Annotated in this window: 27 protein-coding genes; 20 read left to right on the forward strand and 7 right to left on the reverse strand. The window is 62.8% G+C overall.

Translation table 11 applies throughout. From position 1 onward, the window contains the following. Positions 1 to 18: 18 nt before the first annotated feature. From K8R92_08445 to K8R92_08480, 8 genes are all read left to right on the forward strand, one after another. Positions 19 to 429 (forward strand): hypothetical protein, encoded by a 411-nt coding sequence (locus K8R92_08445; protein MCE9619925.1) that lies wholly within the window; start codon positions 19 to 21, stop codon positions 427 to 429. Beyond that, positions 422 to 868, forward strand: coding sequence for a hypothetical protein (locus K8R92_08450; GenBank protein MCE9619926.1), 447 nt, complete (start codon positions 422 to 424; stop codon positions 866 to 868). The genes K8R92_08445 and K8R92_08450 overlap by 8 nt, the downstream gene beginning before the upstream one ends. A gap of 39 nt (positions 869 to 907) precedes the next feature. Continuing rightward, a complete protein-coding gene (gene atpB, locus K8R92_08455; protein ID MCE9619927.1) occupies positions 908 to 1,855 on the forward strand; it encodes a F0F1 ATP synthase subunit A in 948 nt (315 codons plus the stop codon). Between the two features lie 153 nt (positions 1,856 to 2,008). Then, positions 2,009 to 2,317: an ATP synthase F0 subunit C gene (gene atpE / locus K8R92_08460; protein MCE9619928.1), complete on the forward strand. Its 309-nt coding sequence runs from the start codon at positions 2,009 to 2,011 to the stop codon at positions 2,315 to 2,317. A 107-nt stretch (positions 2,318 to 2,424) separates the two neighbouring features. Continuing rightward, complete coding sequence (gene atpF / locus K8R92_08465; protein MCE9619929.1) at positions 2,425 to 2,961, forward strand: F0F1 ATP synthase subunit B; 537 nt, start codon at positions 2,425 to 2,427, stop codon at positions 2,959 to 2,961. A 60-nt stretch (positions 2,962 to 3,021) separates the two neighbouring features. Next, a complete protein-coding gene (atpH, locus tag K8R92_08470) occupies positions 3,022 to 3,627 on the forward strand; it encodes an ATP synthase F1 subunit delta (protein MCE9619930.1) in 606 nt (201 codons plus the stop codon). 48 nt (positions 3,628 to 3,675) lie between these two features. Next, a complete protein-coding gene (atpA, locus tag K8R92_08475; protein MCE9619931.1) occupies positions 3,676 to 5,265 on the forward strand; it encodes a F0F1 ATP synthase subunit alpha in 1,590 nt (529 codons plus the stop codon). Continuing rightward, positions 5,262 to 5,714, forward strand: a complete 453-nt coding sequence (locus tag K8R92_08480) for a nucleoside deaminase (GenBank protein ID MCE9619932.1) — start codon at positions 5,262 to 5,264, stop codon at positions 5,712 to 5,714. The genes atpA and K8R92_08480 overlap by 4 nt, the downstream gene beginning before the upstream one ends. A 345-nt stretch (positions 5,715 to 6,059) precedes the next feature. Here the strand turns inward: K8R92_08480 and K8R92_08485 are convergent, their stop codons facing one another. After that, positions 6,060 to 8,651, reverse strand: a complete 2,592-nt coding sequence (locus K8R92_08485) for a CotH kinase family protein (protein ID MCE9619933.1) — start codon at positions 8,649 to 8,651, stop codon at positions 6,060 to 6,062. Positions 8,652 to 8,961: 310 nt separating this feature from the next. Here K8R92_08485 and K8R92_08490 point away from each other — a divergent pair, with 310 nt between their 5' ends. Continuing rightward, the gene (locus K8R92_08490; protein ID MCE9619934.1) at positions 8,962 to 9,558 is read left to right on the forward strand and encodes a hypothetical protein; all 597 of its coding nucleotides are present in this window, start codon (positions 8,962 to 8,964) and stop codon (positions 9,556 to 9,558) included. A 39-nt stretch (positions 9,559 to 9,597) separates the two neighbouring features. Here K8R92_08490 and K8R92_08495 read toward each other — a convergent pair whose 3' ends face one another. Both K8R92_08495 and K8R92_08500 read right to left on the reverse strand, forming a co-directional pair. Then, positions 9,598 to 10,389: a hypothetical protein gene (locus K8R92_08495; GenBank protein MCE9619935.1), complete on the reverse strand. Its 792-nt coding sequence runs from the start codon at positions 10,387 to 10,389 to the stop codon at positions 9,598 to 9,600. 173 nt (positions 10,390 to 10,562) lie between these two features. Further along, a complete protein-coding gene (locus K8R92_08500) occupies positions 10,563 to 11,297 on the reverse strand; it encodes a hypothetical protein (protein ID MCE9619936.1) in 735 nt (244 codons plus the stop codon). 101 nt (positions 11,298 to 11,398) lie between these two features. Between K8R92_08500 and K8R92_08505 the strand changes: the two genes are divergently transcribed. Both K8R92_08505 and K8R92_08510 read left to right on the forward strand, forming a co-directional pair. Continuing rightward, positions 11,399 to 12,949 carry an MFS transporter gene (locus K8R92_08505; GenBank protein MCE9619937.1) on the forward strand — a complete coding sequence of 517 codons (1,551 nt, stop codon included), beginning with the start codon at positions 11,399 to 11,401 and terminating at the stop codon, positions 12,947 to 12,949. Between the two features lie 92 nt (positions 12,950 to 13,041). Beyond that, on the forward strand, positions 13,042 to 13,764 hold the full coding sequence (locus K8R92_08510) for a hypothetical protein (GenBank protein ID MCE9619938.1): 723 nt from the start codon (positions 13,042 to 13,044) through the stop codon (positions 13,762 to 13,764). A gap of 12 nt (positions 13,765 to 13,776) precedes the next feature. Here the strand turns inward: K8R92_08510 and K8R92_08515 are convergent, their stop codons facing one another. Beyond that, positions 13,777 to 15,510 (reverse strand): STAS domain-containing protein, encoded by a 1,734-nt coding sequence (locus tag K8R92_08515; protein ID MCE9619939.1) that lies wholly within the window; start codon positions 15,508 to 15,510, stop codon positions 13,777 to 13,779. Positions 15,511 to 15,689: 179 nt separating this feature from the next. Here K8R92_08515 and K8R92_08520 point away from each other — a divergent pair, with 179 nt between their 5' ends. The 5 genes from K8R92_08520 to K8R92_08540 all read left to right on the forward strand — a co-directional run bounded on the left by K8R92_08520 (position 15,690) and on the right by K8R92_08540 (position 18,790). After that, positions 15,690 to 15,929: a cupin domain-containing protein gene (locus K8R92_08520; GenBank protein MCE9619940.1), complete on the forward strand. Its 240-nt coding sequence runs from the start codon at positions 15,690 to 15,692 to the stop codon at positions 15,927 to 15,929. A 5-nt stretch (positions 15,930 to 15,934) separates the two neighbouring features. Next, positions 15,935 to 16,744, forward strand: a complete 810-nt coding sequence (locus K8R92_08525) for a hypothetical protein (protein ID MCE9619941.1) — start codon at positions 15,935 to 15,937, stop codon at positions 16,742 to 16,744. Between the two features lie 25 nt (positions 16,745 to 16,769). Beyond that, on the forward strand, positions 16,770 to 16,955 hold the full coding sequence (locus tag K8R92_08530; GenBank protein ID MCE9619942.1) for a hypothetical protein: 186 nt from the start codon (positions 16,770 to 16,772) through the stop codon (positions 16,953 to 16,955). Positions 16,956 to 16,989: 34 nt separating this feature from the next. Beyond that, positions 16,990 to 17,772 (forward strand): hypothetical protein, encoded by a 783-nt coding sequence (locus K8R92_08535; GenBank protein ID MCE9619943.1) that lies wholly within the window; start codon positions 16,990 to 16,992, stop codon positions 17,770 to 17,772. A 181-nt stretch (positions 17,773 to 17,953) separates the two neighbouring features. Next, complete coding sequence (locus K8R92_08540) at positions 17,954 to 18,790, forward strand: hypothetical protein (protein MCE9619944.1); 837 nt, start codon at positions 17,954 to 17,956, stop codon at positions 18,788 to 18,790. 10 nt (positions 18,791 to 18,800) lie between these two features. On the opposite strand, the gene K8R92_08545 is transcribed toward K8R92_08540, so the two are convergent. Next, positions 18,801 to 19,268, reverse strand: coding sequence for a hypothetical protein (locus K8R92_08545; protein MCE9619945.1), 468 nt, complete (start codon positions 19,266 to 19,268; stop codon positions 18,801 to 18,803). A 58-nt stretch (positions 19,269 to 19,326) separates the two neighbouring features. On the opposite strand from K8R92_08545, the gene K8R92_08550 reads away from it, so the two are divergent. The 4 genes from K8R92_08550 (at position 19,327) to K8R92_08565 (ending at position 23,040) form a co-directional block, all read left to right on the forward strand. Beyond that, positions 19,327 to 20,553 (forward strand): hypothetical protein, encoded by a 1,227-nt coding sequence (locus K8R92_08550; protein MCE9619946.1) that lies wholly within the window; start codon positions 19,327 to 19,329, stop codon positions 20,551 to 20,553. Between the two features lie 2 nt (positions 20,554 to 20,555). Continuing rightward, positions 20,556 to 21,275 carry a CPBP family intramembrane metalloprotease gene (locus K8R92_08555; protein ID MCE9619947.1) on the forward strand — a complete coding sequence of 240 codons (720 nt, stop codon included), beginning with the start codon at positions 20,556 to 20,558 and terminating at the stop codon, positions 21,273 to 21,275. Between the two features lie 12 nt (positions 21,276 to 21,287). Next, positions 21,288 to 22,454, forward strand: a complete 1,167-nt coding sequence (locus K8R92_08560) for an FAD-dependent monooxygenase (protein MCE9619948.1) — start codon at positions 21,288 to 21,290, stop codon at positions 22,452 to 22,454. 88 nt (positions 22,455 to 22,542) lie between these two features. Continuing rightward, a complete protein-coding gene (locus tag K8R92_08565; protein ID MCE9619949.1) occupies positions 22,543 to 23,040 on the forward strand; it encodes a hypothetical protein in 498 nt (165 codons plus the stop codon). A 32-nt stretch (positions 23,041 to 23,072) separates the two neighbouring features. Here K8R92_08565 and K8R92_08570 read toward each other — a convergent pair whose 3' ends face one another. Both K8R92_08570 and K8R92_08575 read right to left on the reverse strand, forming a co-directional pair. Then, positions 23,073 to 24,761 carry an AarF/ABC1/UbiB kinase family protein gene (locus K8R92_08570; protein MCE9619950.1) on the reverse strand — a complete coding sequence of 563 codons (1,689 nt, stop codon included), beginning with the start codon at positions 24,759 to 24,761 and terminating at the stop codon, positions 23,073 to 23,075. Positions 24,762 to 24,780: 19 nt separating this feature from the next. Then, on the reverse strand, positions 24,781 to 25,650 hold the full coding sequence (locus tag K8R92_08575; protein MCE9619951.1) for a dienelactone hydrolase family protein: 870 nt from the start codon (positions 25,648 to 25,650) through the stop codon (positions 24,781 to 24,783). Between the last annotated feature and the right edge of the window lie 146 nt (positions 25,651 to 25,796).

Consider the following 25,796-nt stretch of genomic DNA (forward strand, 5'->3'; position numbering starts at 1 on the left):
TAGGCTTCCGTGAAAACCATGCCACCCACCGGGAACAACTCCGATCCTGATCCTGAACCGCCGCGCCACACCGATCTGTGGGGCGATACCAATTCGGGGGAGGATCCCGACCGTGACGCGCCCTTTTCCATCAAGCGGCTGCTCCCGCTTTCGCCCGCCGCCCGCCGCAACCGGGACCGGCGGGAAACCCGCATCGGCTGGAAAATGGCCGCCCTCGGCTGGGAATTCACCAGCCAGGTCATCGCCGGCGTCGCCCTGGGCTGGGGGGTGGATTACCTCTTCCCGAACCTGGGCCATTGGGGAATCATCGGGGGTGCGGTGGCGGGAGTGCTGGTCGGTCTGCTGACCTTTCTAAGGAGCGCCCTGAAGCTCAACAATGAGCTGGAAAATCCTGATCCAAAATCCAAAAAGGATGGCTCAAATGGATAAGGTGGCTAAGGCCATCAAAGCCGAACCGCGGTTTGCCATGCCCGTGAAACGGGTCACGGGACTGTTTACGTTAATGCTTATCTTGTCAGTGCTTACAAAGACTTTGCCCTTGGAAAGCTGGGGTGCTCCAGCGGGATCCGCAGATGGTTTCCGTTGGTCATCCGGCTTCATGGTCATCTTTTTGGCGGTCATTTTCTACGCCATGCGGCCCTGGAAGGAGCGGCCCGCCAGCGAGTGGATGCTCTGGTGGCTGGGGGGCACCGTCCTACGCATTCTGGGGGCGCCTTTGGTGCTGATTTCGATATACTTCTCCTCCCATCTTCCAGCCATGAGCGTGATGATTGGCGGGGTGATTTGGGCGGTGATCGGCCTCCTTGCGGAAGCCATCATTGTCGCGAAATCAGTGTCACGGCAGACGGCCTCCCCACGAAGCCCCTAAAGGCAGTAATTTCTGACTCTCTCTTTCCCGAACCCCACCATGACTTTCATCCTCGCCTCAGGCCACAGCCCCATCAGCCACGTGCTCGACTCGCCGGTCCGCATCGGCGGCCAGGTGCCATTCAACGGACTCACGCTGCAGGTGGTCTCGCTCTTCATCGGGCTGGCCCTGTTCCTGGGAGTGCTGCTCTTTGCCAGCAAGAACATCAAGACCGGACCCGAGTCCATGGGGCACCGCCGCTACCTCTCCCGCGGCCGCATCGCCCAGTTGATCGAAGTCATCTGCCTCTATCTGCGCGACGAGATGCTGGCGCCGATGATGGGCAAGAAGGACGCCTTCAAGTACGCGCCCTTTCTGCTGACGCTGTTCTTCCTGATTCTGGCGCTGAATCTTTTCGGCATGATTCCGCTGCAGGACATGCAGGCCATCACCGGAACCTGGCTGCAGGACGCCGAGCTCTCGGTGGTCGGCGGAACCGCCACGGCCAACATCACCGTCAACGCGGTGCTGGCGTTCTTCGTCTTCATCGTGGTGCAGGTGCATGGTCTGCGCGAGCTCGGCCTCAAGGGCTGGCTCGAGCATCTCTGCGGCGGCCATGAACTGGTCGCCGGCCCCAAGCCGCTGCTGCTGGTGGTGCCGATGATCTTTCTGGTCGAGCTGATGGGCCTCATCATCAAGCCCTCGGCTCTCTGCATTCGACTTTTCGCCAACATGTTCGGCGGCCACACGCTGCTGGCCACCTTCCTGATGTTCGGCGGCATGACTTGGGCGGGCACGCAGAATGGCTGGGCCACCGGCGGCGTCACGCTGCTCTCGGGCCTCTTCGCCGTCGCGATCACCTTCATGGAATTGTTCGTCGCCTTCCTGCAAGCGTTTGTGTTCATGTTCCTCAGCGCGGTGTTCATCAGTCTGATGAGCCACCACGACGAGGAGCACGCGCACGAGGAGCATGATGTGGAAGATGACATTCTGGCGGCGGCGCACTGACTTTTGACGGAACAACTTCGGGTTCGCGTGGACCCGCTCGGACACTGGCCTTGGTTGTGGGAACCCGGGCTCGAATCGAAACCCTGATGCGTCCCACCGCATCGCGACACTGACACTGGAGACCTTGTAATGAAGAACATCGTGACCTTTGGTATGGCAGCACTCTTTGTGACCCTGTTCGCGGCTTCGCCCGCATTGGCGCAGGACACCGCAGCAGCGGTGCATGCCGCTGGCGCAGTCAATCCGGGCCTTGGCATCGGCGGCGGCATCGCTGCCGGCCTGGCCGCGGTCGGAGCCGGCATCGGCATCGGCCGCATCGGAGGCAGCGCTCTGGAGAGCATCGCCCGTCAGCCCGAAATGGCCGGCAAGATCTTCATTCAAATGATTTTGACCGCCGCTCTCGTCGAAGGCGTGGCCCTCTTCGCGGTGGTCGTTGGTTTGCTCATCGGTTTCATCAAGTGATTGATCAGGTGCGGACCGGCGCGGGCGAAATCCCGCGCCGGCCCCGCACATTTCCCGGGTTGCAGCGATGATCATGCTGCAATCCACACTGTATTGAGAGGTTTCCCATGAATATTCTTCTTCTTGCTAGCGAGACCGCGGAAGGCGCCGCTCAGAGTCCCCTGGACATGAAGCTGCTTCCCGCCATCAGCACCGTGGTGGTGTTCCTTGTCGCCCTGGGCATTTTCGCCTTCGTGGTGTGGCCGAAGATCACCAAGGCCCTCGACGCCCGCGACGAGAAGATTCTCGGCGAGATCCGCGCCGCCGAGGCCGCTCAGGCCAAGGCCAAGGCCGCCCAGGGCGAGTTCGAGAAGAAGCTTGAGGAGGCGCGCGCCGCCGCCGACGACATGATCCGCAAGGCTCGTGGAGAGGCCGACCGCCAGGCGGAGGAACTTCGCTCCCGCAGCCAGCGTGAGCTGGACGAGATGCGACAGCGAGCCACGCAGGAGCTTGAGAGCGCCAAGCGCACCGCGCTGGCCGAAATCCACGCCACCGCCGCGACTCTCGCCACCGCTGTGGCTGGGAAAATTCTCAAGCGCGAGATCCAGCCCGGCGACCAGAAGCGCCTGGTGGATGAGAGCCTCGCCGAGATGACCAGTCGCTAAGACCCGACCGAAGCACGCACGCACGAACCATCACTCAACAGGAATCCAATGCCAGCCCAAGTGGACCGAGTCGCGAAGATGTATGCCGAGAGCCTGCTCTCCCTGGCTTTGGCCAAGGGCGGCGACGTGCCAGCGGAAGTCGGCGCTGAACTCGACGAACTCTGCGAACTGGTGCGCGGCAACGCCCCGTTCCGGCAGTTCCTCAAGAGCCCGATCGTGGATGGCAAGAAGCGCGAGCAGAGTCTGAAGAACATTTTGCAGGGCAACGTCAGCGACCTGCTGATGAAGTTCATCCTGATCCTCAGCCGCAAGGGCCGTGTTGGTCACCTGCTGGAAGTTGGCGACGCCTACGACCAGATCATGCAGGAGCGATTCGGCAAGCTGGAGGTCGATGTCTTCACGGTGGCCGGCGGGGTCATTCCCGAGGACGTCGCCAAGAGCGTTTCCAGTCGAATCAAGGACACCTACGGCAAGGACGCGGTGCTGCACAGCTATCGCGACGCCAACATGATCGGCGGCATCAAGCTTCGCATCGGCGACCAGCTCATCGATGGCAGCGTGGCCACCCGGCTGCGGCGCATGCGCTCGGCCATGATCGACGCGGCGCGGCACGATCTGGCGGTCTCCCCCGACCGCTTCATGGACGACGGCGGCAAGAAGAACTGATCACACACGAATTTTCTCACCCATTGACTTTGTACACGGAGCATCACAGTGAAGATTAAAACGGACGAAATCACCTCGGTCATCAAAAAAGAGATCACGCAGTTCAGCCAGCAGCTCGAAGTCTCCGAAGTGGGACAGGTGGTCGAGATCGGCGACGGCATCGCCCGCGTCTACGGCTTGAGCAAGGCCATGAGCGGCGAGCTGGTCGAGTTCGACTCCGAGGGCGGCGTGGTGACCGGCCAGGTCATGAACCTCGAAACCGACATGGTCGGCGTGGCCATCTTCGGCAACGCCACCCGCATCCGCGAAGGCGACACCGTCCGCAGCACCAGCCGTCTGCTTGAGGTGCCCGCGGGCCCCGAGCTGCTCGGCCGCGTGGTGGACGCCCTGGGCAACGCCGTCGACGGCGGCCCGGCCATCAAAGCCACTGCCAGCATGAAGGTCGACATCGTGGCCCCCGGCATCAAGGAGCGCCAGCCCGTCCGCGAGCCGCTGCAGTTCGGCGTGAAGGCCGTCGACTCGATGATTCCCGTGGGCCGCGGCCAGCGCGAGCTGGTCATCGGCGACCGCAAGACCGGCAAGACCGCCGTCTGCATCGACGCCATCATCAACCAGAAGAAGTATTGGGGCACCCCCGACGCCGTCGTGTGCGTCTATGTCGCCGTCGGCCAGAAGGATTCGACCGTTGCCGCCGTGGTGGACACGCTCAAGCGCAACGGCGCGATGGAATACACCATCGTGGTCGACGCCGGCGCTGGCACCAGCGCTCCGATGCAGTACATCGCGCCCTACTCCGGCTGCGCCATGGGCGAGTGGTTCATGTGGCAGGGCAAGCAAGGCAAGACACCGAAGCACGTGCTCTGCGTCTACGACGATCTTTCCAAGCAGGCCGTCGCTTATCGCGAGCTTTCGCTCTTGCTGCGTCGTCCGCCCGGCCGCGAAGCCTATCCCGGCGACGTCTTCTATCTGCACAGTCGCTTGCTCGAGCGATCGACCAAGCTCTCGCAGGAGAACGGCGGCGGTTCGCTCACCGCGCTGCCGATCATCGAGACGCAGGAAGGCGACGTGTCCGCCTACATCCCAACCAACGTGATTTCGATCACCGACGGTCAGATCTATCTGCAGCCTGAATTGTTCGCCGCGGGTATTCGTCCCGCCATCAACGTGGGCATCTCGGTCAGCCGCGTCGGTGGAAGCGCGCAGATCAAGGCCATGAAGGAAGTCGCGGGTTCGCTGCGACTCGATCTTGCCTCCTTCCGCGAACTCGAAGCGTTCGCCCAGCTCGGCACCGAGCTCGACGCCTCCAGTCAGCGGCAGCTTGACCGCGGTGCACGCATGGTGCAGTTGCTCAAGCAGGGACAGTACACGCCGTTTGAAGTCTTCGATCAGTGCATCTCGATCTTCGCCGGAAGCAAGGGCCTGCTGGACGATGTTCCGCTGGACCATGTTTCGAGCTTCGAGAAGGATTTGCTGGCGAATTTCCACGGACCCAACAAGACCCTTCGCGACCAGCTGGTCGAGAAGAAGTCCTTCAAGGGGCTCGAGGACAACTTCATCGCCGCGATCAAGGCCTTCAAGCAGAACTGGCGCGCGCCATCGGATGGCGCCAGCAGCGCCAAGCCCGCCGCCAAGAAATGATTTCGCCGGAAATCATCCGCGTCGGACTTGATGCGGCGATCGCGGAGGCCGAAGCGGGCTGGAGCGAAGGCGGCATTCCCATCGGCAGCGCGCTGCTCAATGATCAAGCGGAGGTTGTTGCACGCGGGCACAACATGCGCGTGCAGTCCGGCGACCCCACGGCGCACGCCGAGGTGAGCTGCATCCGCAACGCGGGCCGTAGACGAGATTGGCGCAAACTGACGCTGGTGAGCACGCTCAGCCCTTGCCCCATGTGTTCGGGCACGGCAATCCTCTTCAAGATTCCGCGAGTGGTCATCGGCGAGCATCGCACCTTCATGGGCGCCGAGGAGTGGATGCGCCAGCAGGGGATCCTGCTGCACCTGGTCGACGATGCCCGCTGCGTCGCCCTGATGGAGCGGCTACAGCGCGAGAAGCCGGATCTGTGGGCCGAAGATATTGGCGAGTGAGATTGCTTCGTGAGCGAGGTGCTATCAGTCGCTCAGACAACACGCTTTGCGGAAAGAAGTAGCCCCAGTCGCTCAGACAACACGCTTTGCGAAAAAGGTGGCACCAGTCGCTCAGACAACGCTCCGGGGCTCGCGGACTCGCCCCTGCGCTAAACTCGCTTGGTGGTGCCACCTTTATTCGCGACGCGGGAAGTCAAGTGTCACTTAAAGCACTTCGCTCACTGCTCACAACTAAAGTCGCCATTTTGGGGGCACCTCTTTTGCGTCGCTCGGCACAAAGGACTCGCCCTTATCCGCACACTTGCATACTGACGTCAGTGTGCAAGTGAGCCAAACACCATTGATTTACGGGCACGCGCCAAAGTCGAGCAGCACCAAGCCGATGTCGCCGCCGTCGACTTCGCCTGAGCCGTCGATATCGGTGGGGCAACCGGGGCAGGGGCCGAAGTCCAGCAACACCAGCCCGATGTCGCCGCCATCCACTTCGCCGGAGCCGTCCAGGTCGTAGGGACAGGGAATGGGAGCGAAGTACGCCGTCAATGTGGTGGCGCCCGTCAGCGTCAGCTCGGTGGTCGGGTTGAACGCATTCGTCAGTGTTCCATTGAGGTTGGTGAGGGACCAGTGATCAAACTGAAATCCTTCCTTCGCCTGCGCGCTCACCGGAATCGGCACGCCCTTGAAATACACGCCCAGCCAGGGATAGGGATTCGCCGGCACGCCCGCCGTGCTTCCATCCAGGGCGACCGTGTTGATGGTGACCGTGCCATGGGCCGTGTCGTCGACATTCACAGTGAGATTCGCGGTGCCGCTGAGTGCGAACTTCGAGACGATGTGCGAGCGCACCGCGGCGGGCCGCTGCTGGATGTAGTTGCGGATGCGCGTCAGCACGCTCGACCAATTCGTGGGTTGGCGCCACCGGTTGACATGCTCGGTCATGCCGGGCGAATAGGTCGCCTGGTATTGATCCAGCGACGCGCTGGCGTTGACCGATGACAGCGTGGTGTTGAGCAGATCGGCGAAGCGATTGATGAACTTGCGCTTGAAGGTCGTGTTGTCGAGCGACTTGCGCAGCAGGCGCGTGCCGATCTCGTTGTTGCTCCAATCGCTGCCGTTGGCCGCAGTCGCGTGGGCCAGCGTGTTGTGGTTGGCTCCATCGGCCCAGCCGATCACATAGGAAAAATCCAGTCCCAGCCCGAAGTCCGTGTCGTAAAGCAGCCAGCGCCAGCGACCGTCCGCACGCGGGTTCGCGCCCTGGGAATTGTCCGGCGTGACCGCCCTCCAAAGCCGCTGGTTGTTGCCCGGCCAGTCGGTGTTGCCGCACCAGATCTCCATGATGTTGTAATCAATGTAGTTGTCGATGTCGATGCGGCCGGCCAGCGCGGTATAGCCCGCCGCGGAGGCAAACTTGTTGTTGCCGGCGCGGTTGAGGATGTCGTTGAAATCCGCCAGCAGCGCCGTGTCGCCTTCGGTGGCGCTGGGCCAGCTCCCGTTGCATGAGCAGATCTCCAACTGCGTGAATTGAGTTTCGCCCAGGCCATAGTGATTGAGGTAGTAGTCCTCGTCGAAGCGGTCGCGGACATTGTGGATGCCCCAGTATTCGCCATCCAGAAACACCACGGCCGGACGCGTGAACTGGCGATCGATGCCGGTCGGCCCCGCGAGCGTGCTCACGAACGCATCCCGGAAAATGGCCTGGCCCCAGTCGTTGCCGCTGTTGCGGAGCAGGAAGGTTTTGAAATTCGCCACGCTCTTGTCCGGGAAGATCTGGTAGTTGAACGGCGCGCTGCCCGTCGGATTGCGCGCGTAGATGCGCAGGGTCTTGCGCGGTCGGTTCACCGTGGTGCCGCCGTGGATGCGCACGCCGATCTCCCCCTGGAACGCCAGAGCGCCGCCCGTCTCATAGAACTCGATGTGGCCCGGCCGCTCCCACTCGCTGCCCTCCTGGTAAAAATTGTTGGAGTTGCCGACCACATAGATGCCGGTCTCGGCACTGAAGAAGTTGGCGCTTGTTGAAGAAATCGAAATCACCGGAAAGGGGTAGCGCCCCACGCCCAGTGGATCGATCAGGTAGCTCTGCGTGGTGATGCGGCTCGGCAGCACATTGGGCTTGAAGACGCACGCCCGCAGCACGTTGATCTTGTAGACCTCGCCAATGGGCTGCTGCCATCCCTCGTAGTAGGGCGGGCCCACCGCCTGGCTGTTGGTGGGAATCATGGAGATCCCGTTGGCCTGACCCGCGCGGCTGGAGAGCGTGATCGGACCGGTGTAGGCGGTCGATGACTCGGTCGGGTCGGAGCCGTCGAGCGTGTAGCGAATGGTGCCACCGATCGCGGTCGTGGTGATGGCCACGGTGGCGGGTGTGGTGCGCATTCCTCCCGGCACGGAGAAGACCGGCTGCGCAAGAATTTCCGTGGGATATCCCGTCGTGGTGTTGGCCGCACCCGGAGTGGGCTGCGAGAAAAAGTAAAGCGTGCCGGTGCCGTCGGGCTTGCGGCCCATCGACAGGTCGGAGGCGATGGCGGTGGATGGAAGGGAATCCACCAGCGTGCCGCCGGCATTGCTGAGCACGATCGGCTCGCCGCCGGCGCTGATCGCCCACGAGGTGTGGATCTGCGGTCCATTGGGTCGGTTCTTGCTGGAGGCCCACACCATGAGCTTCTGTCCCGGCTGAATCGTCACATTGCCGAAGAGCCACTTCATCGGATTTCCCGCGTTGTCGGAAAGCCCCCAGCCCTGCAGGTTCACTGCGGCCGCGTCGGGGTTGTAGAGCTCCACCCAGTCGGAGGAATCTCCATTTTCATCCTGGATCGTGCTCAGATTGGACGACTGGATCTCGTTGATGCGGATGCCCGCGAGCGCGGGGTTCCCCAGCGAGGTGATGCCGAGCGTCGCAACCAACCACGAACCAAAGAATGAGGGCCGACGGATGCGTGACATGTCTCCACCATATCCCATGAAACCCATTCAAACAAAGATCCCCGGGGAATTTGGCTGAAATTGCAACCTTCAATTTGACTCGGTTTGATCCCGTGCTAAATGTTTGCCCACGGGTCGAAATCCGACCGATCCGTAGTTCCTAGTTGTCGGACGAGAGAGTTGGCTTAAAGGGTTCTAAAAAATATCGGGTCTGGAGTGCAAGATTTGTGGCTTTTTATCCCACGAATCCGCCGTTTCGCTGTGGTTATGCCGGGCATGCGCCCGCGACGCACGAGCGGTGATTTCCTTTCAATCGAGCTGGAGCAATCACATGAAATCATTGACCGCTGTTCTGACCATCGCTTCACTGTCAGCGTCCGCGAGCGCCTTGACCGTGCTGGAAACCCAATCCGCCTGGACCGGCGGGTTCATCACAAACGTTTCAAATGGGCCGGTGGTTTACAACTTCGGCGAATCCTTCCAGGTGCCGTTGTCGGGCGACACCATCTTTGACAAGGGATTCCTGAATGTCCGCACACTGCAGGGTCGTACCGTGACCATGGGCATCGCCGCGTACACGCCCGTGGGTTCCACCATCGGGTCGCCGATTTCAACGCAGTCCTTCAATGTGATCGGCAACGGCCTCTGGCAGCAGCTCGCCTTTGACCCGATCGACATTCCGCTGACTCCGGGTGGTTTTTACGCTCTCTTCGTTCAGGCCACGCTCTCTCCCGTGTCGTTCGACATCGGGTCCACTCCGGGAACGGCGTATGTCCCGGGCCGCTACCTCGTGGGTCCCAACTTGCCGGGCACCATCCAGAATTTCGCCTCCGACGACGCGGCGTTCCGGGTTGAGCTGGTGCCCGCTCCGGGTGCGCTCGCGCTGCTCATCGGCGCCGTGCCCTTGTTCCGCCGCCGGAACAAGTAGACGAAGCAGAATGTTGCCGGGCGCAGTGAGCGCCGAAGATCATTGGCAAGGGCCGAAGCTCAGGAGCACCAGTCCCACATCGCCGCCGTCGACCTCGCCCGATCCATCAAGATCGGTCGGGCAGCCGGCGCAAGGGCCATAGTCAAGGAGCATCAACCCGATGTCGCCGCCATCGACTTCACCCGAACCGTCCAGATCGCCAAAGCAAATGGAGGGGTCCTCCAGGGTGAGTTCGGTAAAGGCAAAGTCAACATACAGGTCGATCTTGTAGGTGTCGAAGCCCTTCAATGCGGCAGTGCATCCCCAGGGGTTGGGCGACTCGTCGTAATAGAACGTCTGCCCGTAATACCCGGAGACATCAAAGGAGAGCGGATCATTGAATCCATCCTCGCCATCGAGAAGAGGCATGATTTCGATGGCCCCGCCGGCCCCCGCGGTGTTGGCGAGCAACTTGGCGCGGAAATTGACCAAGTCGAACACGCCGCCGTCGACCCGCTTGATGATGATTCTTGCCTTGTAGTCCGTCTGGCCGGGGGGAGGAGTGGTCACGGCCTGCGCCTCCACGCCATCCGGCCAGGGCACGCGAACCTGGCGGCCGATGATGTGGCCGGTTCCGCCGGTGAAGAGCTTGTCGCGCGTGTAGGTGAAGAGGTACCCGTTGCTGCTGATGGTGTCCGAAGTGATGCCGGATGAAACGGGCGTTGCCACCTGCGAAGGATCGAAGAAGACGGTGGTGCCGGCGATGGCCTCCACGCCGAGAAAAGACCCGAACAGCATGGCCGCGACGGTGAGCGATCGACGAACCCGCGAGGTGCATTGGAATGTTCTCATGCGCCAATTTTAGGCGCGCAAAAACCAGAATCCATCGCAGGGTGAAAAAGTTTTCGAGATGCGATTGTGAATCGGCAGAAATAAACATTGGAATCGAATTGGAACAACGATGTTGTTGCACAATCGGCTGTTGGAATTACGACCCGAATTCCGGAATGGAATCTGCATTTCATTCACGAAACGATGTGCCGTTTCGGATCCTCGAGATCGGTCGCGTGGCCGCACTCGGGGCAGAAGTCTGGCGCAATTCCAGCGAGGTCGTAGCCGCATCGCCTGCAGCAGCCGCGAGCCGCACGGCGAAGACCGCGGTTTGCACGGTGAACGACAAGCCAGGCGATCCCTGAGCAGGCTGCGATGAAAATTCCCAGGATGAGGGGAGAGTGCGTCATACTGGTCCATCCGTAGATTGCCGCATTCGTCCAGATCGTCTCGTCGAAAGTGTCGATGGTTCTTGCCTGCTCGATGGTGGCGGGCGTGAAAGGCGACAAGGCATTTGAAGTGTGCATGCTTTCGGCAACAGCGGCACGATAGAAGCCGATCTCTTCGTTGGATACACCGGCACCGGGGACTTGATCGTGTTGGAAGGAAATGGAACCCATTCTCAATTCCCAGTGGCGATGAATGGGCATGCCCCTTGGATGGTCCGATTGGATCATGTCAAATGCGACCCGTGCCAGAATGACTCCGTCCTTGACAAGGAGGGCATCACGATATTCGCGCACGAGTTGGATTCCCTTCGGCGTCTGGACGACCTCGACGTTGTAGTGAGCCTGGCCGGTATCTGGCCCGCTCCAAGTTTGCAGGCCGATCACCAGAGTCGCGACGAACCCGATCAGCAGGGCTGCGCCGAGGAAAGCCATCACGCCGATCAGGATGGTCCAGGTGGCAACAGATCGTCGCGACGGCATGGGGGCAGTTTATTTGAAACAAGTGATTGTGATCGTGCGCGCCTCGCTCACGGAGCAATCAGCCCACGCCTCACCTTCGTTGGTTATTCTCCAACGACATCATGCAGCTCTTCCTTGTCAGCCTGTGCTTGACCTACATCATCGTCCTGTACTTCCTGACCAACCCGCTGCACCACACGCGCAAGTTCATGGTGCGCCGCTTCGTGAACTGGTTCCCGCTGGGCATGACCTATGCGTTCCTGTACATGGGCCGCTACAACCTGGTCGTGGCCAAGGGCGCGCTGGGCGACCTGATGACCAAGGAGGATTTTGGTTTTATCAGCGGCGTGGGCTTCACGGTCTACGCCGTCGCGCTGTTCTTCATCGGGCCGCTGGTGGACAAGATCGGCGGCAAGAACGGCATTCTGCTGGGCGCCATCGGCTCGAGTCTGATGAACGCACTGATGGCGGGCGTGCTCTACCTCTTCCTGCACGGCACGCTCAAGGTCAACCTGGTGCTGGCCTTCTCCATCCTGTATGGATTGAACATGCTCTTTCAGAGTTTCGGCGCCGTTTCCACCATCAAGGTGAAGTCCTTCTGGTTCCATGTGCGCGAGCGGGGGACCTTCGGGGCCATCTTCGGCACGCTCATCTCGCTGGGCGTCTACTTCGCCTTCGACTGGGGCGGCGCCATCGCCGACGCCGTGAAGATCGACCAGCCCGCCACGCCGACCAAGGTGCGCGAGTTGCTCAACTACATGTTCGCCCTGGATGGCCGCACCATCCCTGCGCTCTGGCTGATCTTCGTCATCCCCGCGCTGATCATGGTGGTGTGGGCCTTGATCGACCTGGTGCTGCTGCGCGACTCGCCCGACACCGCCGGCTTCACCGATTTCAAGACCGACGACGCCTCGTCGGACGAGGTGCACGACAAGAAGTACCGCTACTTCGAGGTGATGAAGAAGATCTTCACCAACAAGATCATCATGACCATCGGCGTGATCGAGCTGACCTCCGGAATCCTGCGCAACGGCATCCTGCAGTGGTATCAGATCTTCGCCAAGGAAACCGGGCTGGGCGTGCCGAACATCACCTCCAACTGGGGCTTCTGGGGCTGCGTCACCGGCATCGCCGGGGGATTCGCCGCGGGCGTGATCAGCGACAAACTCTTCCATTCGCGCCGCGCCCCCAGCGCTGGCCTGATGCAGGCCATCATGCTGGTGTGCACAGCGGTGATGATCGCCTGCCTGACGCTGCAGCCCTTGAACGCCGCCGCGGCGCCGGGCGACAGCGCGCTGCTGGCCTGGTTCCTGGAGTACCGGTCGATGGTGCTGGGCATCTGCGCCGTCACCATGATGATGGCGGTGATCGGCGTGCATTCAATCATGTCGGGCACGGCCACTGCGGACTTCGGAGGCAAGAAGGCGGCGGCGACCGCGACCGGCATCGCCGACGCCTGCGCCTACGTCGGCAGCGCCATCCAGTCCTTCGTCATCGGCATCCTGGCCACCAAGAGCTGGTCCTACTGGCCGATGTTCCTGCTGCCCTTCACGATCGTCGGGCTGATTTTCGCCATCAAGATGTGGGATGTGCTGCCCGCGGCCACCCGCCGCTACCTGGCCGAGGTGGAGAAGAAGCACGTGGGCGAGAAACGGGTCAGACATCGGGCGTGAGCCCGAAAGTGCGTTTGGTTTCGGCACAATCTGGATGTAAATTTGAGCCGTTCGTTCGCGCGTTTCCGGGCCCCTTTACCAGAGGAGAAGCGATGAAAATCAAAACCGGATTGATCTCGTCCGCGCTGCTCGCCGGCGCCACGCTTTCGCAGTCCAAGGCGTCGACGATTCTGTTCACCAACAGCAAACCGGCGTGGGACGCATGGGTGCAATATCAAACGCTGAACATCTCCTTCGAGGAGGGCTTCTGGCCGCACCATGTCGAATTGCATGGGCCACAAACCCTCAACGGCGTTACCGTTCTGAGCACGAGCGCCGCGCCGATCGCGCCGAATATCGTCATCGGAAATTACCTGGGCCTGGACAACGTCTGCGTTTCGGATGGCGACGAGAACTTTGATATCACCGTGCAGGATCCGCGCCGGGCCTTCGCCCTGGACGCCTACGCCAACATCCACGGTCCGGCGACAGTGTCGGCGTTCGACGCCGACAACCACCTGCTGGGCTCCGCTACCATTCCCGCGGGCACCATGCAGTTCGTGGGCATGGTGTCGGATCAGCGCATCGCCCGCGTGCATTTCGATGCCGTGCTCGGTCGCCTTCTGGACACGGGCATCGACAACATCCGCACCGCGGACCTCTCCAACCACAATCCCGCCGACCTGAACGACGACTGCGTGGTGGATTCGGGCGATCTGGGTTTCATGCTGCTGGATTTTGGCAGCTCCGGCGCCAGTGATCTCGATGGCAGCGGCGAGGTGGACGGCGGCGATGTCGGCCTGCTCCTGCTCGAATATGGGTGGACCTGCCTGTAGCGATCCGGCCGCTCACGCACGCGGGGGTTCGGCCTGCTGATCGTCGATCGCGTCGGAGACTGAGGTGAATCGGTTCACGCCACCCAGCACTTCGTCTACCCCCTCGTTGCGAAGGCAATCGCGCACCGACGAGCGGGCCTCGACTACCCGGAATCGAATGCCTCCCGCGGTCAATTCCTGGGCCAGCTCACCCAGCATGTGCGCGCTGTGCATGTCCATGTTCGGAGTTGCCGAGAGGTCGATGACCACCAGCTTTGGCGCCTCAGCCTCGGCGCGGATCCGGTCCAGGATCATGTCACGCACGTGATCCATGTTGAAGTAGACCAGCCCCGCCTCGGGCCGGAAAATGAGCACCCCCGGATCGCGCTGGTTGTCCGTGTGGCGGTCAGCGTCGGAATAGCGCCGCGTCCCCGGAATGCGGCCCAGCACCGCGACGTGCGGAATCGACGCGCGGCGGATCAGCAGCACCATCGAGATGACCGCGCCGATCAGCACACCCTTGAGCAGGCCCGCGCTGAGCACGCCCGCCAGCGCGCCCAGCACCACCACATATTCGGTGAGGTTGGTCTTGCGAAGATGGCGGATGGTGGAGAATTTGAACAATCCGGTGACGGCCATCAGCACCACCGCCGCCAGGACCGGCTGCGGCAGGGCCTTGAGCAGCTGCGACAGAAACACGATCACCAGCAGGATGATGCCCGATGAGATGAGTCCGGAGAGGGGCGAGCGCGCGCCGCCGCTTTCGTTGACCAGCGATTGCGACATGCCGCCGCTCACCGGAAAGCCCCGGCCCAGCCCCGCGGCGAGATTGGCCGCCGCCAGCGCCAGGAATTCCTGGTTGGCGTCGAGGCGCACGCCGCTTTTCGCCGCGAAAGTCCGGCCAATGGCCGATGTTTCCACCGCGGCGAGCAGGAAGCAGGCCAGCGCGAGCGGGAGCAGATCGCCCAGGTCGTCCCAGCGGATCGCGGGAACCCCGAGGGTCGGCAGCCCCTGCGGCACATCGCCCAGCAGCTTCACTCCGCGAGCGTCCAAGCCCAGCCACGAGGAGGCCGCAATGCCGCCGACCACGACGATCAGTGCCACGGGCTTGTGCTTGAGGAAAACCTTTCCGAGCACCAGCACAGCCAGGGCGATACCGCCGATCGCCAGCGACGCGGGATTGGTCTCCTGCAGATGCGTGCAGAAGTAGGCGCTGTTCCTCCAGAAATTGTCGTGCACGCCGTGCATGCCGAAGAGCTTGGGCAGCTGCGTGCTGGCCAGGACCAGGGCCACCCCGAACTTGAAACCGATCAGCACGCTCTCGGAGATGAAGTTGACGATCGAGCCGGCCTTGATCAGCCACGCAATGAACGCGATCAGTGCCACCAGCAGCGCCGTGCCCGCCGCCAGCGCGCCGAACCGGCTCGCGTCGCCGCCGGAGATCCCCCCCAGCGAGGCGCCGACCAGCAGCGAGATGGCGGAAGTGACCGTGATGGAGGTGAGCCGCGAGCTGCAGAAGAGCCAGAACACGAGCCCGGCAAAGAGGCAGGCATACAACCCGGCTTCGGGCTGCAGGTTGGCCAGCGACGCGTCGCCCAGCCCGGCCGGCAGCAGATAGGCCGCCAGCGTGATGCCTGCCACGACATCGCCGGTCAGCCAGGACTTGTCGTAAGAGCGAAGCCAGCGCAGCGCCGGCAGCGCAGTGCCAAGCCGCGCCCCGAAACCGGGCGCGTTGTGATTGCTTCCATTGTTCGCGGCCGCGTTGATGCTCACAAGGCATAGGCTAGTTCCTTCGTGCAAGTGAAGTGGACAGTGACTTTGCCTTACAATTGAAAAACGCCATGAAAAAAACAGAATCCAACTCCGCCTTCATCCCGCTCGCCTCGCTGCCCGCGCGCGACATCATCGGCGGCGTCGCGCAGGGGCGCTACGCCAGCCTGGATCGCATGACCATCGGCGAGGTCCGCCTCAAGGCGGGCACGGTGATCCCCATGCACAACCACCCGCATGAGCAGATCACCTACCTGCTTCAGGGGCGCTTCGAGTTCACCATCGGCGACGAGTCCGGCGTCCTTGAACCGGGCGTCGCCGGGCTCATTCCGGCCGGTGTGATGCATGGGGGCAAGACCCTCACCGAGTGCCTCGTGATCGACATCTTCTCGCCATCGCGCGACGAATATCGCTGACTCCCATGATGCGAACTTTCATCACATCCCTTTCGCTCCTCGCCCTATGCGCGTCGGCGCTGGCCCAAACGGTGCTCTACGACGCCGCCGGCGGACAGAAGGTAAGCCAGTTCGGCGGATGGTTCGTCAATCCGCTTTCCCTGGAGAGCTATTCCTCGGGCAGCACGCTCTACAACACTCTCTCGAACAACAGCGTGCAGGGGGGATTCTCGCGCTTCGGTCCAACCCTTAGCCGCTCCGCGGGGTTTTCACTGGACTTCACCATCAAGGTCGACAGCGAAACCCACGACGGCGCCAACGGCCCCAACCGCTCCGGCGTCTCGGTGATTGTCATCACCAGCGACCTGCAGGGCATCGAGCTCGCCTTCTGGCCCGATCGCGTCTGGGCGCAGTCCGGTCCCGCCTTCACCAAGGCCGAGGAGGGCTTCTTCAACACAACCGCGGCCTTGACGACCTACCGACTTCGGATTGTGGGCAGCGGCTATCAGCTTCTCGCCAATGGCGAGGTCGTTCTCGCCGGCGAGCTCCGCAACTACTCCTCGTTCGGAACGCCCTACAACATTGCCAACTTCATGTTCTTTGGCGACGACACCACTTCGGCGCGGGGAAACTTTCGCACGACGCGAATCACGCTCGGCCCCGCCGAGAGTAATCCCGCGGACCTCAATGGCGACTGCGTGGTCGATTCCGGCGATCTCGGCTTGCTGCTCCTGGACTTTGGACCTGGCGGTGGCCCAAGCGATCTGGACGGCAGCGGCGAAGTCGATGGCGGCGATGTGGGCATGCTTCTGCTCGACTACGACTGGACGTGCTGAAGCAACTCATGGCACACTGCAACGCATGCACATGAAGGCAATGGCTCGATTCCTGATCTCCCTGCCGCTGATCGCGGTGGCCGGCTTCTGCGTGTTCGGGTTTCTCGCCAGCTTCGAGCCGGGGACACACCAATGGAGTTGGCGCGGCACGTACGGGCTTGCTTTTCTTTTTACGGTTTGGGGAATGATCTCGATATGGCGCCGACCGTAGGCGGGTTCTTCCGATGAACGAAGGAGCATGATCCATGCGCCACGGCCGGTTCCTCTTCGCCGCATTGGTCCTGGGAATACTCGCCGCGTGCGGCGGCAGCGTGCAGCCGCCTGCAGTATCCCCACCGGGCGCGCCCCGGACGCCGGCGTCCGCCGCAGGGCGCCCAAGTCCGTCCGTCATATTCGACTTGATGAAGTCTCGCTACGCCAGCGCGAAGAGCTACCGCGACCATGGGCAGTGGGTGGTGCGAGTGTTCCACGATGGAAATCCAGAGTCGAGGATTCATGTGGTCTTCACCACGGCATTCGACCGCGGCGCAGGATTGAAACTGAAAGCGGATGAGGAAATCGTGGGGAGCGGCAAGGCCTACGCGTATTTTGCATCGACCAAAAACTTCAAGCGCTTTGATTGGGATTACTCCAGGTGGCCCGGCAAATTCAAGGCCAGCACCGCGCTCGGCGCTTTCTCGGAGCCCATTGGCGAAACCGAGGGGATCGTGGGAATTGTTCCGGGGCTGCTCATGCCGGAGCAGGACTTCAGGCACATCCGTCTCGATCCGGCCACATGGCCCAACATCTCGATCAGCGACGCCGGCGACGAGACGGTAGACGGCGTCGAGTGCTTCGTCCTGGACATGAAAGGCTGGTGCGTTCCAGAGGTCCGGCTTTGGATCGATCGCAGCGGCGCATTGCGCATGTTCTGGGGAGTGGTGCATGCACAATCGGGTGTGATGGAGGTGCCGGCGGTAGGGATGGTCGAAACCACCGTCCAATACGCGCCTGAATTCGATCCCATCATCGAACCCGCGGAGTTATGAGCCGCGTGGCGAACCCCATGCACCTGAATCGCGATCAATCGAAGTCGTGAAATGTTTCCAGGATCATTTGCAACGAGCCGATATTGCGGCTAGTTTTCACATGCCTGTGCTCCCTTGAACGCACGGGTTCCGGACGTTTCCCGCGCCATCTTTCCCTTTACCAAAGATTGGACTTTCCATCATGAACACCAAGCTTCTTCCTGTCTCCTTGTTGAGCACCGCCCTCTTCGCGTCGTTCGCCTCCGCGGCAACCACCCCGCTGTACGGCATCAGCTCGGTCGGCCTGACGACCACCTTCTGCTCGATCGACACCTCCACCGGTGCGGCGACCGCGCTCTTCAGCTTCAGCCACACCAGCGGGCTCAGCACAAACGGCCTGACCTACAACCCAACCAACAACAAGTTTGTAGCGGTCCATTTCATCACCACGAATTCAGCCGAGTTGATCGAGATCGACGCCGGCGCCCAGACCGCCACCGTCGTGGCGAACCAGATCCCAACCGCATTCTTCGAGGGGCTCGAATACTCCACCGCCGAGGGCGGCCTGGTCGTGTCCTACGGCGCCAACCAATACACGGGCAATCTGGCCCTGCTGAACAACAGCTACAACCTGCTGGCCTTCAACAACGCCACCGGCCTGGTCGATGGTGACACGCTGGTAACGGACGGCACAGGTTCACTTCATGTCATGGACACCAACAATCCGACGGGCGGATACCAGTACAACCTGATCGGGAATCCCTTCGCGGTCATGGGATTTTCAGGAGTCCCGGCCAACAACTTCAATCCGTTGACTGATTTCGACATGGCCTACAAGGGCGATGAGGGTCTCATGTTCCTGACCCGGCAGATCTCGTTGGCCACGGTTGGCGCCGGAAATGTGATCACCACCATCGGCGCCTTCGGAGTGGATGCTTCGGGAGCCGAGTACCGCATGACCGGCATCGCCGCCATGCCCGCGCCGGGTGTGGCCTCGATCCTGGGACTCGCCGGATTGATGTCCCGTCGCCGGCGCTGACCGGAGCGGTCTAGAAGTTCAGCACAAAGTTCGGATCGCGGATGCTGATCTCGATGCGATCGATCGGCACGCCGCGGGTCTGCCAGTCGACGGGATAGAACGAGATGTTCATTCCGCCGGGCGGTTCGGACGCCGAAGCGAAGATCCAGACCGGCACGGCTTGATTCACGCAGTCGATCTTTCGTTCCAGCACGAGAAAGGGCGGCCCGCCGGCGCCGCCGGGCATGCCGTAGGAGCGGTGGAAGCCGCTGCCGCTCATTTCGTGGCACGCTCCCAGCGCCTTGCTGACGGTGGTGTTCATCGCGAGTTCGTGCCGCATCAGGACTTCGCCGCGCGCTTCGGCATTTTCAGCGATCAACTTGTCCTCCGGATGCACCACGGTTGGCGCGGGCGGCGGGGCGTTGGCGGGCTTGCAACCGCCGGCGAAGGCGGCCGCGCACAAGATCAATCCGCACCGTGAATTGGATTGATCAAGCATGGGCTCATTGTAGGTCGTCAGCGCATCGCAAATCGATCATGGCGATAGACTGCGCGGCATGAATCGGGTCTCCCGGATCATGGTCGCGATCGCGCTGCCGGCTGCGTGCTGGCTCGCCGGTTGCGCCGGCTCGCCTCCAACTCGCGCGTCGCAAGCCGACCGGGCGGCGCTGGCGGACTCCCAGGAAATGCAATCGGTGGTGATGATGATGGCGGACGACTGGATCATGGCGATGGGCGAGGCGATGTCCGTGGTCCAATCGAGTTCCCAGGCGGACCTGCGCACGCAGCTGCTGGCCGCGACCGCCCTTCGCAACAGCATCAGCTCGTCGCTGGACATCGCCGTGGGGGCAAATCCGCGGGTGGCCATGCTGGATCTTCTTGTGCTCTCGGCACTGCAGCAGTGGACACTGGCGAAAGAGTGGCCGGGATATGGCATTCCGACCGAGGTGGTCAAGCAGGTCCAGCAGCGATTGTTCTCGACCCGAAGGGACATGGTGGAGAAGACGCAGAAGTACCTGTCTCCAATCCAGCTGCAGGAATTGCAGCGGCTGATCGACGCATGGATTGCGGCCAATCCACATCAGGAAGTGGTCGCGTTCGTGCGGCTCAGCAACTTCGTCGGGGATCGCAATCGCCTGCCGCAGGCGGATCGCGAACTCGCGGGCGGCCTGCTGCAGGAAGTGGCGCAGGTCACATCGGCATTGGACGACACCCGATTTCTTGGAGAACGAGCCCTCTGGTACGCGTCGCGCTATCCCCTCGTGGTCGGGCTGCAGGCGGAATTCACGGCGTACCGGCTCGCCATCAACCTCACCAAGGAGTTGGATGCGCAGCGCGACGAGTTTTTCGACCGCGTCGCCCATGAGCGGACCGAGATCATCCGCGAATTCGACGAGCACCGCGACAGCGTGACGCAGGTGCTCGGTCAATCAAGGGACACCATGAAGTCCGCCGAGACCCTGAGCAGCGAGATCTCGAAACTCGTTGCGGCCCTCGACCTGCTGGCGGCCCGATTCGACCACGGCAACAGCCTCGCGGGCCTGACGGCGCAGGATCTGAAGGATGTGATTCGTGAAACCGGCGTTTCGGCGGAAAAGCTGACCGCTCTGGTGAGCGCCGGCGACTCCATGCTCGAGGCGAAGAAGATCAGCAACGCGGAGATCGAAGCGAACCAATTCGGCGTGGCGATGGTGAACCGAATTCTGTGGGGCGGGGCCGGAATCGTGGTGCTCCTCATCGCCGGGCTGGCCCTGGTGCGGCTGATTCCGCAGCGCACGAGGTGAAAATGCCCGAGTTCGATCCGAACTTCATCGCGCCGCTCGGGTGGTTCCATCTCATCTTCTTCGGCCTGCTCATTCCCTATTTCGCGTGGAAGGGGCAGCGGCAACTGCGCGCCAAGGACGCGGCCCCGATGGACCGGATGAAGCATTTCCGTTCGGCGGCATATTCGCTTGTGCTCTTCGGCGCGTTTTCCATCTTCACGGCGAACGAGCAGTGGATGGTTCTGTTCCCGCGCGAGCTGCCCTCGCTGTGGACCTGGGCGGCGGGTCTGGCGATGTACATCGCCATGGTGCTCGTCATGAGACCACGCTGGCGCCGCGCCGTGCAGAAGCGGGTGCGCATCGTGCATCTGTTCATGCCGGACAACGCAAAGCAGCGCGCCTGGTGGATCCTGGTGGCGGTGCTGGCGGGCGTCAGCGAGGAGATCACCTGGCGCGGCGTGCAAACCGGGCTGCTGACCAACCTGGTCGGGATGGAATGGGCGGCAATGGCAATCTGCGCCGCGATGTTCGGCCTGGCGCACCTCGTCCAGGGGTGGAAGTCGGTGGCGATCATCACTTGCTTCGCGCTGGGCTTCCACGGTTTGGTCTGGCTCGGCGGCTCGCTCTATGTGGCGATGCTCGCGCACCTGACCTACGACATCCACGCCGGGCTCGCCTACGGACGGCTCGGTCGCGAACTGGGCTACAAGCTGGACGCGCCGGTCGCGCCGCCGCACGCCTAGAAAGCGAATCCCATGAACCCCGCCCATCTCAAGGTGGCCATCATCGGCGGCGGCATCGGCGGACTCGCCGCGGCGCTGGCACTGCGAAAAATTGGAGCCGCGGCAACCGTGTTCGAGCGCGCGCCAGCCATCCGCGAAATCGGCGCCGGCCTCGGCCTCTGGGCCAATGCGGTGCGGGTGCTCGATGGACTTGGCGTTGGTGGAGCGATCCGAGCCGTCGCCCAGCCCATGGCCACCATCGGCATCCACGCCGCCGACGGCCGGCCGCTGAGCGTGACCGACATGACGGCCCTCACCCGCGAGCTTGGGACGCCGAGCTTTGTGATGCACCGCGCCGACCTGCAGCAGGCCCTGGTCGCCGCCTTGCCGGCCGAAACGCTGGTCGTCGGAGCGGAATGCGCCGGCATCGAGGAGCAGGGCGATGGAGTCATCGTGCGCTTCACCAACCACGAATCCGCGAAGGCCGATCTGGTGGTCGGCGCCGATGGATTCCATTCGACGATCCGCCGCCACCTCTGGGGCGAGAGCGATGAGCGCTATTCCGGCCAGACCTGCTACCGCGGAGTGGTGCGGATGCAGGTAAAGCAGCCGGGCCTGCTCGCCGAAGTCCAGGGCCGCGGCAGGCGGCTCGGGCACTGCCCCTTCGCGCGGGATCGCATGTACTGGTTCGCCTGCCACAACGCGCCGCCCAACCAGCCCGAGGATCCGCGCGGGGCAAAGGCCAAGCTGCTGGAGATGTTCCGCGGCTGGCCTTTCGACATGGCCGGCGCCATCGCCGCCACTCCGGATGACGCCATCATTCGCAACGATCTCTGCGACCGTTGGCCGCTGAAGGCGTGGAGCCGCGGACGTGTCACGCTGCTGGGGGACGCCGCGCATCCCATGCTGCCGAACCTGGGGCAGGGCGCCTGCACCGCCATCGAGGATGCCCTGGTTCTCGCTCGCTCCGTGAAGGAAGCGGCGAGCCTGGAGGAGGCTCTCGCGATCTACGAATCCGCGCGCCTGCCGCGCACGACCCGCATGGTTTCGCTTTCCTGGCGTTTCGGTCAAGTGGCGCGATGGTCGACTCCGATGGCGGTGGCGCTGCGCGAGGCCATGTTCCGGTTGACGCCCAAGGCCATGATGCGCAGGGAGCTCCTCTGGCAGCTCGGTTGGGGCAATGAATCCGACCATTGTTGAACGCGAGACGCGGCATCACCTCAGGGCTTCGCCGGTTGGCCTATAGTGCAACGACGAATTGATCGAACACTCTTTTGGAGCCCGTCCCATGACCAGCAAACGCACCACCGCCACCAAGACCAAGTCACGCGCCAAGAGCGCCTCCGGTGCCAGGAGCGCCGATGAGGCGTCTCGCACGGCGGAGGAGAACGCGAACCGCGCCGCGCGGGAGGAATTCCTGAAGGCCGTGAAATCCTTCGCCAGCACCACCACCAAGGAGTTCCGCGAGGATCTTGGCGTCCTGGTGGCCCGGGCACAGCGCACCGGATCCAAGCTCGCCGAATCCGCGAGCAAGACCTATCGCGCCGCGGATGGGCGGATCCTGGAATTCTCCGGCGAGGCCGCCCGCGACGGATTGAACGCCGTGCGACGCAAGGCGGGGGGATGGGCGACGACCGCAGGCGGATTTCTCGAGGGTCTTGCCAAGGCCATTGCGCCGGCGCCGAGTGAGCCGGTCGCCACGGTCAGGGTCAAACCTGCCGTGAAGAAGAGCGTCAAGAAGAAGGTCGCCAAGAGCGCCAGCCGGACCACGGCGAAGCGGCGCTGACTTCGAATTGGAATCGTCGGTCGTCGCGGGGTCTATCCGCCGCGGTTCTTCCGGTTCGAAACGATCATCAACACGACCAGCACGGAAGCCGCCAAAAAACCCGCGAAACCGATGAGCGACAGTCCGGTCGAGGTCTGGTCGCGGTTGGCCAGGATCAGGATCGACGATCCGACGAACATGGCCGCGATGATCAGGGCGAAGGAGATGTTTCGGCTCGCGTGCTCGATGGTGCTGGTGAGCCGGCCCAGGCCCTTGTGCTCCAGGTTGATCGCCAGCTTGTTGCGGCGTAGCTGGGTGATCACATCGTGCAGCTCCCCGGGCAGCTCCTCGGCGAGCTCGGCGTACTGAAGCAGGCTGCGCCGGAGCCGCCCCAGGATCGCCGAAGGGGTGTATCGCTTGTTGACCAGCCGCTCCAAGTAGGGTCGCACGAAGCTGGACATCTCGAAGGAGGGATCCAGGTCGCGGCCGACCGACTCGATCGTGGACAGCGCCTTGATGAGCAGCATGATGTCCGCCGGGCACTGAATCTTGTGCGCCCGCAGCGTGGCGAAAAAATTCTGCAGGACCTTTCCCAGGTTCAGCCGGTCCAGTGGCGTGCCCTGGAACTCGGCGAGGATGCCCTGGACGTCCGCGCGAAGCTCGCGGTCCTCGAGCTTTTCCCCGTCCACATCCCCCAGGGCCCCGGCCACCGCGAGCACGCGATCGACATCGCCCGCGACGACGCCGGTGACCAATTCGGCCAGCTGCCGCGAAGTTCGCGCGTCGACCTGGCCCGTCATGCCGCAGTCGATGAAGGCGATGCGCCCGCCCGGCAGCGCGATCAGATTCCCCGGATGCGGGTCGGCATGGAAGAATCCGTGATCCAGGCACTGAAGAAAGACCGCCCGGGCACCGTTCTCCACCAGCTTGCGGCGGTCCGCGGCGCCGATCTGGCCATCCTTCAGTCCTGCAAGCACGATGCCGTGCACCTCCTCAAGGGCCAGCACGTTTGTCGTGGTCGCCTCCCAGTAGACCTTGGGAAAAACGATGTCGGCGTCGTCGATGAAGAAATTCCCGAGCCGCTCCGTCGAGCGCGCCTCATCGGTGAGGTCCACTTCGTGCTTGAGCTCCTTGGCGAACTCGTTCACCACCTTGGTCGGGCTGTAGCCCAGGTTGGAGAAGTGCTTCTCCACGAGCTCGGCCAGCGTGCGCAGGATCTCCATGTCGATGGCGGTCAGTTCGCGGATGCCGGGGCGCAGCACCTTGAGCACGATCTGCGTGCCATCGTGCAGCCGGGCGCGATGCACCTGGGCGATCGAGCCGGCCGCCAGCGGCTTCTTGGTGATCGACCGAAAGAGGTGCTTGAGCTGACCGGGAAACTCGGCCTCAAGGCTCGCGTGGATGACCTCGTAGTCCACTCCCGGCACATCGTTCTGGAGCTTCTTGAACTCGTCGGCCAAGTCCTGCGGGATCAAATCCGGGCGGGTGCTGAGCACCTGACCCATCTTGACGTAGGTCGGTCCCAGTTCCTCCAGCACCTTTCGGATTCGCGCGAGATGCGGCACCTGCTCATGTCCCTTGACGGACTTGCCTCCGAGAAAACTTCGTCCGCGATCGATCAACGTGTCGAGTCCGAGCTGCTGGGCGAGATCCCCGAAGCCGTTGCGGGCGAGCACCTCCAGCACCTGCACATAGCGCTGGACATGCTGGATCCGCCGTGCGATGGGCGCGAAGGTGGTCATGGGTGAAGCGACATGGGATTCAACGGATGTCCTTCAGTATTTTCTTCAGGCGATCCCACGCCTCATGCCGGGCCTTCTTGTTGGCTTTGTACGCAGCCAATTCCTTCTGGTACTCGGCCGGCTTGTCGACGCCGTCCTTGTCGTTCTTGCCGGTGGGCTCCATGGGCTCCGGTCCGTCTCCGGCGCGCATGAAGCCATGGCCCGCGCCCGCATAGGTGACCGGCTCGTATTTCTTGTTGAGCTCCTTCATCGCCTCGGTCGTCGCGGGAATCGTGGCGTTGATGCGCGCGTCGTTCTCGGCGTAGAAGCCGTAGACCGGCACGGCGATGCGCTTGAGCGCGTCCTTGTCGACGGACTGGCCGGACATCGGTGCCGTGCCGTAGAAGACGAACGCCGCCTTCAAGTCGGCCCGATTGGTCGCAAAGCGGAAGGTCTGAGTGCCGCCCCAGCAGAATCCGCCCACCGCGAGCCGGCCGTTGGCAGCGGGCAACTTCGCCGCATAGTCGGCGACCGCGTTCAGGTCGGCGGTGATCTGGTCGGGCGGCAGGTCCCGGATCGCCAGGCCCACCGCGTTGCTGCCGGTGGCGGCGATTTCGGCCGTGCCGCCTCCGCCGGGACCCATGCCGGAGAGCAGATCAGGCGCAATCGCGATGTAGCCCGCCTCGGCCACTTCGTCGGTGAGCGCCTGCACCCAGTCGCTCATGCCGAAGATCTCGTGGATGACCACCATCGAAGTCGCCTTGTCCTTCACCTCGGGATAGACCACGAAGCAATTGACCTCGCGGCTGCCGCTCTTGACCTTCACCCACTCCTGGTGGCGCGGCGACTTGGTCAGCTGCTCCTGGGCCCAGTTGCGAGCCGGCGCGTCGTCCACCTGATGGTGCTGCATTTTCTTGTCCTGCGCCGATGCGCTGCCGTGCGCCGCGAGGAGGGCGATGACCGCGAGGGCACCGGCGAACGAGTGGCGCGCAACCAGGGATGTGTTCATCAGATTCTCCTTGTGCGTTCGAGTGTTTCGAACGTGAATGATGCTCA

The organism is Planctomycetota bacterium, assembly GCA_021414025.1.
In the GTDB taxonomy this organism is placed as follows: domain Bacteria; phylum Planctomycetota; class Phycisphaerae; order Phycisphaerales; family SM1A02; genus SYAC01.

Excerpts from the sequence above, each read along its gene's own strand:
- K8R92_08510 (MCE9619938.1), top strand. The coding sequence starts at position 13,042 with ATGAAAATCAAAACCGGATTGATCTCGTCCGCGCTGCTCGCCGGCGCC.
- atpB (MCE9619927.1), top strand. The coding sequence starts at position 908 with ATGACTTTCATCCTCGCCTCAGGCCACAGCCCCATCAGCCACGTGCTC.
- K8R92_08545 (MCE9619945.1), bottom strand. The coding sequence starts at position 19,268 with ATGCTTGATCAATCCAATTCACGGTGCGGATTGATCTTGTGCGCGGCC.
- K8R92_08565 (MCE9619949.1), top strand. The coding sequence starts at position 22,543 with ATGACCAGCAAACGCACCACCGCCACCAAGACCAAGTCACGCGCCAAG.
- K8R92_08500 (MCE9619936.1), bottom strand. The coding sequence starts at position 11,297 with ATGCCGTCGCGACGATCTGTTGCCACCTGGACCATCCTGATCGGCGTG.
- K8R92_08530 (MCE9619942.1), top strand. The coding sequence starts at position 16,770 with ATGCACATGAAGGCAATGGCTCGATTCCTGATCTCCCTGCCGCTGATC.
- K8R92_08575 (MCE9619951.1), bottom strand. The coding sequence starts at position 25,650 with ATGCAGCACCATCAGGTGGACGACGCGCCGGCTCGCAACTGGGCCCAG.
- K8R92_08570 (MCE9619950.1), bottom strand. The coding sequence starts at position 24,761 with ATGACCACCTTCGCGCCCATCGCACGGCGGATCCAGCATGTCCAGCGC.
- K8R92_08520 (MCE9619940.1), top strand. The coding sequence starts at position 15,690 with ATGACCATCGGCGAGGTCCGCCTCAAGGCGGGCACGGTGATCCCCATG.
- K8R92_08495 (MCE9619935.1), bottom strand. The coding sequence starts at position 10,389 with ATGAGAACATTCCAATGCACCTCGCGGGTTCGTCGATCGCTCACCGTC.
- K8R92_08550 (MCE9619946.1), top strand. The coding sequence starts at position 19,327 with ATGAATCGGGTCTCCCGGATCATGGTCGCGATCGCGCTGCCGGCTGCG.
- K8R92_08535 (MCE9619943.1), top strand. The coding sequence starts at position 16,990 with ATGCGCCACGGCCGGTTCCTCTTCGCCGCATTGGTCCTGGGAATACTC.
- K8R92_08555 (MCE9619947.1), top strand. The coding sequence starts at position 20,556 with ATGCCCGAGTTCGATCCGAACTTCATCGCGCCGCTCGGGTGGTTCCAT.
- K8R92_08480 (MCE9619932.1), top strand. The coding sequence starts at position 5,262 with ATGATTTCGCCGGAAATCATCCGCGTCGGACTTGATGCGGCGATCGCG.
- atpF (MCE9619929.1), top strand. The coding sequence starts at position 2,425 with ATGAATATTCTTCTTCTTGCTAGCGAGACCGCGGAAGGCGCCGCTCAG.
- atpE (MCE9619928.1), top strand. The coding sequence starts at position 2,009 with ATGGCAGCACTCTTTGTGACCCTGTTCGCGGCTTCGCCCGCATTGGCG.
- K8R92_08525 (MCE9619941.1), top strand. The coding sequence starts at position 15,935 with ATGATGCGAACTTTCATCACATCCCTTTCGCTCCTCGCCCTATGCGCG.
- K8R92_08505 (MCE9619937.1), top strand. The coding sequence starts at position 11,399 with ATGCAGCTCTTCCTTGTCAGCCTGTGCTTGACCTACATCATCGTCCTG.
- K8R92_08445 (MCE9619925.1), top strand. The coding sequence starts at position 19 with ATGCCACCCACCGGGAACAACTCCGATCCTGATCCTGAACCGCCGCGC.
- K8R92_08560 (MCE9619948.1), top strand. The coding sequence starts at position 21,288 with ATGAACCCCGCCCATCTCAAGGTGGCCATCATCGGCGGCGGCATCGGC.
- K8R92_08485 (MCE9619933.1), bottom strand. The coding sequence starts at position 8,651 with ATGTCACGCATCCGTCGGCCCTCATTCTTTGGTTCGTGGTTGGTTGCG.
- K8R92_08490 (MCE9619934.1), top strand. The coding sequence starts at position 8,962 with ATGAAATCATTGACCGCTGTTCTGACCATCGCTTCACTGTCAGCGTCC.
- K8R92_08540 (MCE9619944.1), top strand. The coding sequence starts at position 17,954 with ATGAACACCAAGCTTCTTCCTGTCTCCTTGTTGAGCACCGCCCTCTTC.
- K8R92_08450 (MCE9619926.1), top strand. The coding sequence starts at position 422 with ATGGATAAGGTGGCTAAGGCCATCAAAGCCGAACCGCGGTTTGCCATG.